This window comes from Planktothrix serta PCC 8927 (assembly GCF_900010725.2).
Classification (GTDB): domain Bacteria; phylum Cyanobacteriota; class Cyanobacteriia; order Cyanobacteriales; family Microcoleaceae; genus Planktothrix; species Planktothrix serta.
On record NZ_LR734961.1, the window covers coordinates 1 to 242 of the forward strand.

General features: G+C 53.3%; 1 pseudogene. It reads right to left on the reverse strand.

Annotated elements, in window-relative coordinates:
- Positions 1–242 (reverse strand): annotated as a pseudogene (locus PL8927_RS28265) (hypothetical protein); the annotation flags it as partial.

The following is a 242-nucleotide window of genomic DNA, read 5'->3' on the forward strand; positions in this document are numbered from 1 at the left end:
ACACCGGACTGAGTGTAACCAACACCAGACTGGGTATAGCCAACACCGGACTGGGTGTAACCCATACCAACGCCGGACATACCGACACCAGACATAGTTTGACCGATACCAACGCCAGACATTATTTGTCCAACACCGGACTGGGTATAGCCAACACCAGATTGAGTGTAACCAACACCGGACTGGGTGTAACCCATACCGACACCGGACATTCCCACACCGGACATCGTTTGTCCAACGCC